The organism is Trebonia sp., from assembly GCF_030042015.1.
Lineage (GTDB): Bacteria > Actinomycetota > Actinomycetes > Streptosporangiales > Streptosporangiaceae > Trebonia.
In genome coordinates this window covers 1-7,791 of the sequence record NZ_JASIAL010000296.1, presented here as the reverse complement: position 1 = coordinate 7,791, position 7,791 = coordinate 1, and the positions used below count along the sequence as shown (strand labels likewise).

8 protein-coding genes are annotated in these 7,791 nt (G+C 74.0%); 5 read left to right on the top strand and 3 right to left on the bottom strand.

The genetic code is table 11. The features are described from left to right. The 4 genes from Q1N79_RS15770 to Q1N79_RS15755 form a co-directional block, all read left to right on the top strand. A partial coding sequence (locus Q1N79_RS15770; RefSeq protein WP_300609820.1) for an MFS transporter occupies positions 1-1,167 on the top strand: 1,167 nt, incomplete at its 5' end. A 17-nt stretch (positions 1,168-1,184) separates the two neighbouring features. After that, on the top strand, positions 1,185-1,715 hold the full coding sequence (locus Q1N79_RS15765) for a carboxymuconolactone decarboxylase family protein (RefSeq protein ID WP_300609819.1): 531 nt from the start codon (positions 1,185-1,187) through the stop codon (positions 1,713-1,715). Between the two features lie 246 nt (positions 1,716-1,961). Continuing rightward, positions 1,962-2,555, top strand: a complete 594-nt coding sequence (locus tag Q1N79_RS15760) for a hypothetical protein (protein ID WP_300609818.1) — start codon at positions 1,962-1,964, stop codon at positions 2,553-2,555. A 96-nt stretch (positions 2,556-2,651) separates the two neighbouring features. After that, entirely contained in the window at positions 2,652-2,840 is a 189-nt protein-coding gene (locus Q1N79_RS15755) for a hypothetical protein (protein WP_300609817.1), read from the top strand. A gap of 12 nt (positions 2,841-2,852) precedes the next feature. On the opposite strand, the gene Q1N79_RS15750 is transcribed toward Q1N79_RS15755, so the two are convergent. After that, entirely contained in the window at positions 2,853-5,711 is a 2,859-nt protein-coding gene (locus Q1N79_RS15750) for a LuxR family transcriptional regulator (protein WP_300609816.1), read from the bottom strand. 244 nt (positions 5,712-5,955) lie between these two features. Continuing rightward, positions 5,956-6,432: a pyridoxamine 5'-phosphate oxidase family protein gene (locus Q1N79_RS15745; protein WP_300609815.1), complete on the bottom strand. Its 477-nt coding sequence runs from the start codon at positions 6,430-6,432 to the stop codon at positions 5,956-5,958. A 65-nt stretch (positions 6,433-6,497) separates the two neighbouring features. On the opposite strand from Q1N79_RS15745, the gene Q1N79_RS15740 reads away from it, so the two are divergent. Beyond that, complete coding sequence (locus tag Q1N79_RS15740; RefSeq protein WP_300609814.1) at positions 6,498-7,496, top strand: YafY family protein; 999 nt, start codon at positions 6,498-6,500, stop codon at positions 7,494-7,496. A 70-nt stretch (positions 7,497-7,566) separates the two neighbouring features. Here the strand turns inward: Q1N79_RS15740 and Q1N79_RS15735 are convergent. After that, positions 7,567-7,791: hypothetical protein (locus Q1N79_RS15735; protein ID WP_300609796.1), on the bottom strand; the 225-nt coding region annotated here is incomplete at its 5' end.

Sequence of the window (7,791 nt, the reverse complement as noted above, 5' to 3'; positions counted from 1 at the left end):
GCGCCGACCTCGCTGTCGCTGATCGCGGTCACGTTCCCCGAGGGCAGGCAGCGGAACCGGGCGATGGGCGTGTACGCGGCGATGTCGATTTCCGGCGCGGCCGTCGGCCTGATCGCCGGCGGGCTGCTGACCACGTACGCGGACTGGCGGTGGGTGTTCTTCGTGAACGTGCCGATCGGCCTGGTGGTCGCGCTGCTGGCGCCGCGGGTGCTCGGGGAGTCGCAGCGGCGGCGCGGCAACTTCGACCTGCCCGGGGCGATCACCGGGTCGCTGGGCCTTGGCGCCCTCGTGTACGGCCTGACCAACGCCGCGACCGGCTCGAACGGGGTCTCCCACTGGGGCGACACGAAGGTCGTGGTGTCGCTGACGGCCGCGGTGGTGCTGCTGACGGCGTTCGTGATCATCGAGGCGCGGTCGCGGCACGCGCTGGTGCCCGTGCGGGTGCTGAAGTCCCGTGACCGCACCGGGTCTTACCTGATGAGCCTGTGCGTCGGCACGGCGATCTTCGGCATGTTCTTCTTCCTGACGATCTTCGTGCAGACCGTGTGGGGATACAGCCCGCTGCGGTCCGGCCTGGCCTACCTGCCGATGGTCGCGATGATCATGGCCGGGTCCGCGCTCTCGTCGCAGCTCGTGTCGCGGATCGGCGCCAGGCCGCTGATGATCGGCGGGTCCGCGATCGCGGCGGGCGGGATGTTCTGGCTGTCCCGGCTGACCGAGCACAGCACGTACACCGGCGGCCTGCTCGGCCCGATGATGGTCACCGCCCTGGGGATGGGGCTGATCTTCGTCCCGATGTCGCTGGTGTCCCTGGCGAAGGTCGCCGACGGGGACGCGGGGGTGGCGTCGTCGCTGCTGAACACCGGCCAGCAGGTCGGCGGGTCGATCGGGCTCGCGGTGCTTGGCACCGTGGCGTGGAGCGCGGTGGCGAGCAGCTTGCGGTCGGCGTCCGCCGCCGCGTCGGCGGGGGCCGCCCACCTGACGAAGGCGCAGGAGATCGCGGCGCAGACCGCCGCGGCCAACCACGCGCTGGCCTACGGGTTCTCCCGCGGCTACCTGGTGTCGGCGGTGATCGCGCTGCTCTCGCTCGTCATCGCGGTGGTGACGATCCGGATCAAGCGGGAGGACCTGGCCGGGATCGACCCCCTGGCCGCGCCGGCGGACTGAGCGGTACGGTACCTGCCATGGCACGGCTTTCCTATGTGGCGCCTCCCGGCGAGGTGACCGACCGGATCCTGGCACGGCGCGGCGGCAGGCTGACCGCGCTCGACGGGATGCTGCTGCACAGCCCGGGGTTCGCCGACGGCTGGAACAGCATGCTCGGCGCGGTGCGCGGCACGTCCACGCTGCCCGCGGACATCAGGGAACTGGCCATGCTCCGGGTGGCCTCGCGCAACGGCGCGGACTACGAGTGGGTGGCGCACGAGCCGCTGGCGCGCCAGGCGGGGCTTGGCGACGAGCAGATCGCGGCGATCCGGGTCGGCGGCAGCGGAGCGGCGTCGCTCAGCGCGGCGCAGTGGGCGGCCCTGGGCTACGCCGACGCGATGACCATGCACGTGACCGTGCCCGAGGAGGTGTTCGGCGCGGTGCGGGCGCACTTCGACGAGCGGCAGGTGGTCGAGCTGACCGTGACCGTGGCGGCGTACAACATGGTCACCCGCGTGCTCGTGGCTCTTGACGTGCGGCCGGGGGACAACCCGTTCCCCGCCGGATGACCCGCTGACCGCGCCGGGCGGCCGGAAGCGGATCGGCCGCCGAAATATGGTGGTACCCACCGTGATGCCCCCCGCTGCCGCACGCCCATACGCTCCCGGAGAAGGCCGACGCCGGGGCACGGGCCCCCCGCTCGGCACACAGGCGGCAAGGGGGCGACGATGGCGCATTCGTCAGGTTTTTCAGGTTCATCAGGTTCATCAGGTTCGTCAGGTCAGCAGGCGGCAGGCGGGCGGCGGCGGGCAGTTGTGATCGCGGCGGCAGTGCTGCTTGCCTGCGTGGCGGCCGCCGGATGCGCCAGCAGCTCACCGTCGGCCGGCGGTTCCACCGTTCCGAATTCCTCCGGCAATGGCGGTTCCGGCTCTCCGGCCCCGGGGTCGCCAGCCGCAGGCTCGCCAGCCGGAGGCTCGTCCGGCGCGGGTTCCCCGGCTGCCGGCTCTCCCGCGGCGGGCTCTCCGGCTCCCGCGTCGCCTGCGGCGGGCACCTCAAGCAGCCCCCCGCCGCAGGCGAACAGCGCCTACCCCTACGAGCCCGGTGGCGTCACCTACTCAGGCGATGAGGGCGCGGTGTACACGTTCAGCATCCCGGCGGGCTCCTACTCCCTGAACCAGCAGGCCTCCTACGACGCGGCGACCGACCCCTACGGCGACGGCCAGTGCCTGTTCAGCGGCGAGCTGAACTACCAGTCGGGCAGCGGCGGCAGCATCTCGCTCGGCGTCACCTACCCGGTCACGCTGCCCATCAACGGCCCCGTCAGCACGGTCAACCTCCCGGCCGGGGACTACGAGCTCTACATCTACCCGTCCACCACCTGCTTCTGGACGGTCGAGCTCTGGCCATAGCCAAGCACGGCCGGCTCCAGTGCCTGCCCGCTGTGGCAAAACGTCTCGGGGGGGACCGTGATGCGAGGGTCATGGCGGCAAGGGAGGATCTGGTCCGTGGACGGCATCCGCCGCGTTGTCTTGCAGCTTGAGCTTGACGTCGGCGACGAGCAGTCGGTGGCCGGCATCGTGCGGGCGAGCGACGGGAGCCCGCACGAGTTCGCCGGCTGGTCGGAAATGTTCGGCCTCCTGCAAATGCTCACGGCTGACCCCGACGGCGGCGGGCAGACGGCACGCAACCCCTGACAGGAGACCGGGTCAGGCCCCGATCGGCTCGGTTGGCTGTGCGCTTGCCGGAGCCCCGGGCCTGGGGCGCCGGCTGCCTGCGAGCACGGCACCGAGCTCGGCCCTGGCGCCAATGTCGAGTTTGCCGTACGCACTGGTCAGGTGGTTCTCCACCGTCCGCTGGGTGATGAACAGCGCCTGGGCGATCTGCCGGTTCGTCTGGCCCGCGGCTGCCAGCTCGGCGACCTGGAGCTCGCTTGGCGTCAGCGCGTCGCGGCCGCGGAGCGCGTCGCGCCGGGGCTTGCCGCCGGCTATCACGAGCTCGCGCCTGGCACGGCTGGCCAGCCGCAGGCTGCCCTGCCTGTGCGCCAGATCCAGACCCTCGCGCAGGTAGCCGCGCGCCTCGGTACGCCCGCCGGCCCGGCGCCGCGCGGCGCCGAGGTCGACGAGGGCGCGTCCCAGTTCCAGCGGGACGGGCGCGGGACGCAGCACGCTGACCGCCTCGGCAAGCAGGTCAAGGCCGCGGTCGCCGCCCTCGGCCAGGCCGGCGGCGCGCAGCGCGACACCCAGCGCGCGGGCGGAGCCCCACTGCCTGGCAAGGCCGAGTTCGGCCGCGGCCAGCCGGCGCGCTTCGTCGGTGCGGCCAAGCGCCAGCAGCGACAGCGCGGCGTCCGATCGCCACGGCAGGACCGCCGGGTTGACGAAGCCGCACGCCTGCGCCTGCTCTCCCGCGATCAGCAGGTCGGCGGCGGCGGCCGCGTGATCGCCGGCGGCCGCGTGCAGGCAGGCCCTGGCGTGCCTCATCATGATGAGCGGCCAGATGGGCCACAGGTCCCCGGTCAGGCCCCGCTCCGCCAGCATGGTCCGCGCCTGGTCAAGCTCCTCGCGCTCGATCAGCCCGAGGATGACGAACGGCAGGTGGAAGTACTCGATCGCGATGCTCGGCGTGCCTTCGACCGCCCGCAGCCCGTAGGCGACGGCCTGCCCGATCTCGCCGGCGAAGAGCGCGGCGATGCTCAGGAAGCCCTCGACGGCGGCGACCGCCTCCGCCGAGCCGTGCCGTCGCGCCAGGTCCAGCCTCGTGCGCGCCGCGGCAGTGACCTCCTCGATGCGGTCGTCGTGCAGCAACGCGGACAGCGCTTCCGCCAGCGCGGGCCCGGCAACCCATTCCCGCTCCGGTAGCGCCGCCACCGCCTTGCGCGCGCTGCGCACGGCGCCCGCCCGGTCCTGCGCCATGGCGGCGAGCTCGAGCGCGAGGCTTGCGTGCAGGCGCGGGTCGAGCTCCTCGCCGCGCGCCGCCTTGGCCCGGATTTGCGCCACCATCGGCCCCATCGCCGCGTGCGCGTGCGGATCAAGCCGGCCCGCCGTCAGCATCATTGCCTGCAGCCGCTGCCTGGCCGGCTCATCGGGCGCCTCGCCGGCCGCCTTGGCGAGCATGTCCACCGAGGCCGCGAACTCTGCCCGCATGAGCAGTGCCTCGGCGAGAAGCTGCGCGACCTCGCCGCGCTGGGGCCAGCTGGCAGCCTCAAGCGCCTCGGTCAGGTGCGTGACCATGGCGTCATCGCCCAGCATGACCTCGGCCGCGCCGAGCTCGGCGAGCACGTCGGTCCGCAGTCCGGCGGGCGGCGGCTCGGCGAGAGCGCGCCGCAGGCACACGATCGCCACGTCCGCGGCGCCACGGCTGCGGGCGTCCGCCGCCGCCGTGCGCAGCTTGCTCACGACCCACGGATCGGCGGAGCCCGCCGACGCGAGCAGGTGCACCGTCACCTCTTCGGGCGCGGCGCCTTCGGCATCGAGCATGCGCGCGGCCCTGGCGTGCCAGCGCTGCCGGACCGGGGCCGCCAGGTCCTGGTACACGGCCGAGCGCACCAGCGGGTGCACGAACTCGATGGCCTGCTCCCCCTGGATCAGCCGCTCGGCCATCAGCGCCGCGATCGCCTCGGCGCACGCATCGTTGTCGATATCGGCCAGCCGGCCGACCCGCGCGATCGTGGCCGCCGTGCCGAGCACGGCGACGGCCCGAGCGGCGGCCAGGGCCGCCGCGGGCATCCGGCCAAGCTGCAGCAGCACGCCGCGCGACACTGAGCCGGGAGTCAGCCGCCGCAGGTGCGCCACATCGTCGTCCCCGCCGCGGAAGCCCTCGGCGGCCAGGCTCGCGGCCAGCGCCTGGAGCAGCAGCGGGTTGCCGCCCGTGAGCTCGCGGCATGCCTGCTGGAACGCCGCGGACGGCGCACCGCCGAGCGCATCGCGGACAACCTCGGCGCTCGCGGCCGCGCCGAGGGCAGCCGGGCGCAGCACGGTGACGCCTGCCTCCGCCGCCAGCCCGGAGATCAGCGCCTTGTCCTGCGCGGTCCCCGACCGGGGCTCGCGGACCGTGACCATCAGCATGACCTGAAGCCCGTCAAGACGCCGCGCCAGGTGCACCGCGAACCGCAGCGACGGCTGATCGGCCCAGTGCAGGTCATCGACCGCGAGCAGCAGCGGTTTGCCTTGCGCGACCCCCACGGTGAGCCAGTACAGGCCATGCAGGACCGAGAACGTGTCTTCGCCCGCCGGGCGCGTCTCGATGGTCAGCGCGGGAGCGGCCAGCGCCGCCGCGTCTCCGGCGAGCTGCCGCGCCTCGTCAAGCATTCGCGGCTGGAACAGCTGGCGCACCACGCCCCACGCGTAGGCGGATTCGAACTCGGCCGCCCGGGCCGTCAGCACCGTCATGCCGGCGGCCGTCGCCCGTGCGCACGCGTGCGCCAGCAGGCTCGTCTTGCCGATCCCTGCGGGCCCCTCCACCAGCAGCGCCGACCCCGCCCCGGAGCGGGCAGACTGCAGGGCGGCCTCGATGGCGGCAAGCTCGGTGCCGCGCTCGAGCAACCGTCCTGCGGGCGGTATCCCGCTCATGCCGAAATCGTAGGAGATGCACGACTGCGGCACCATGCGGGCTTAGGACCAATGCCGGGGAGTTAAGTGCGGGCGCGTGGGTCAAGGACTGTCGGCGGCGTGTGCTGCCCCGGCCTGCCTGACTGGGCCGGCTGCGCCAGCGGCCCGGCCGTATCGGGCCGGCTGCGCCAACGGCCCTGCCTGACTGGGCCGGCTGCGCCAACGGCCCGGTTGCCTTCACTCCCGGCAGTGGGCTAGCCGCGGCTCAGGACAGGGCCTTCCAGACCGTGGGGCCGTTCGGGAAGAGGCCGGCTGGCTCGGTGAGCGTGAGCAGGCAGCCTTGCACCGACAGCTCGAACAGGGTGAGTTCGTCGTAGTTCGGCCACGGCTCGCCGAAGTCCGCCGCCACCTGGTCACGGACGAGGCCCCAGGCCGCCCGGTCGGTCTCTTCCCTGGCGCGGCCGGACACCGCGAAGCCGTCGTCCGCACGCGGGGGCGCGAACGTCTCCGAGTGCAGCGAATAGCGGCCATCGCGGCGCAGGTCAGCTCGCTTCGGTCCGGGGAGGATGAGGACATGCAGCCCCGCCGGGCTGATGACAGGGCACACCGGGTGCACCCGGGGACCGCCGTCGCTGCGCACCGTGGCGAGGAAACCCAGCCCGATGTCGTGCTGGTAGAACTGCTCGCGGCCGATCGCGGCCAGCGCGGGCTGCCGCCGCGCGAACTCTGTCCAGGTGATCACGGCGCAGACACTAGCGAGCTAACGCTGACACCTTGTGTCAGCATTTCTCCCCTAGGCTCGGTCACGTGCGCGCCGACCGGCTGGTCTTCCTCGTCCTGCTGCTGCAGGCACGGGGCCGGATGCCCGCACGGGCGCTGGCCGCCGAGCTGGAGGTGTCGGTGCGCACCGTCTACCGCGACCTGGCCTCGCTCAGCGCCGCGGGGGTGCCGGTCGTCGCCGCAGCCGGCCGCGGCGGCGGGTGCCGGCTGCTCGAGGGGTACCGGTTTCCGCTGCGCGGGCTGTCGCCCGCGGAGGCTGAGGCGCTGCTCGTGCTTGGCGTGCCCGCCGTGCTGGCCGAACTCGGGCTCGCCGATGCCCTCTCGACGGCGCACCGCAAGATCACGGTCACGGCGGGGCTGCGGGCCAGCGGGACGGGCGAGCACCGGTCGGGGGCGGGCGGCGGGGGGCTTGTCCACCTCGACATGCCGCGCTGGTTTCACGGGCGGGAGGACGTTCCCCACCTGCGGACGCTGGCCGAGGCGCTGCGGCAGCACCGCCGCGTGCGGGTTGGCTACCGGCGCGCCGACGGCGCGGAGACGACACAGGTCGTCGACCCCTTCGGCCTGGTGAACAAGGCAGGGACCTGGTACCTCGTCGCGTCCGGGTCCGGTGCAGGCGAGGCCGCCGTCTTGCGCGCCGCACGGGTCACCTCGGCTCGCGTGACGTGCGAACCGTCGGGCCGGCCGGCGGACTTCGATCTCGCCGCGTTCTGGGACCGCTGGTCGGCCTCGTTCGTGACGGGCCGACCGACTGTGCGGGTGCGGGTGCGGGCATCGCCGGACGCGCTCGCGTCGTTCGGCGAGGTGTTCGGCGATGCCGTCCAGCCGGCGCTGGACGCCGCGACGCCGCCGGACGCGCACGGGTGCCGCGAGGTCACGCTGTCCTTCGAGCACGAGGCCGCGGCCGTCCACCGGCTCGCCGGGTTCGGCGGGCAGGTCGAGGTGCTGGCGCCCGAGGCGGTGCGGACCCGGCTTGCCGAGACCGCGCGGCAGATCCTGGAGCGCTACCGCGCGGGTCCCGAGTGAACCGGCCGGAAGGAGGGCGGGGGTTCCCGCGGGGGTCTTCCGGCTTCCGGCCGGTCGGCAGGCAGTCCAGTCAGGCCGGGTCGGGGGGCTCCGGGGCGGGAGGCTCCGGGCCGCCGGGCGCGGGTGCGGGCGCTGCGGGCGCGGGCGCGGCGGGTGCGGGTCCGGCGGGTGCGGGCGCGGCGGGTGCGGGCGCGGCGGGTGCGGGCGCTGCGGGCGCGGGTCCGGCGGGCGGCGACGCGAAGCGGGCCGACTCGGCGCGCGCGGGGAACAGGCGCTCGGCCGCGCTGACCAGCCG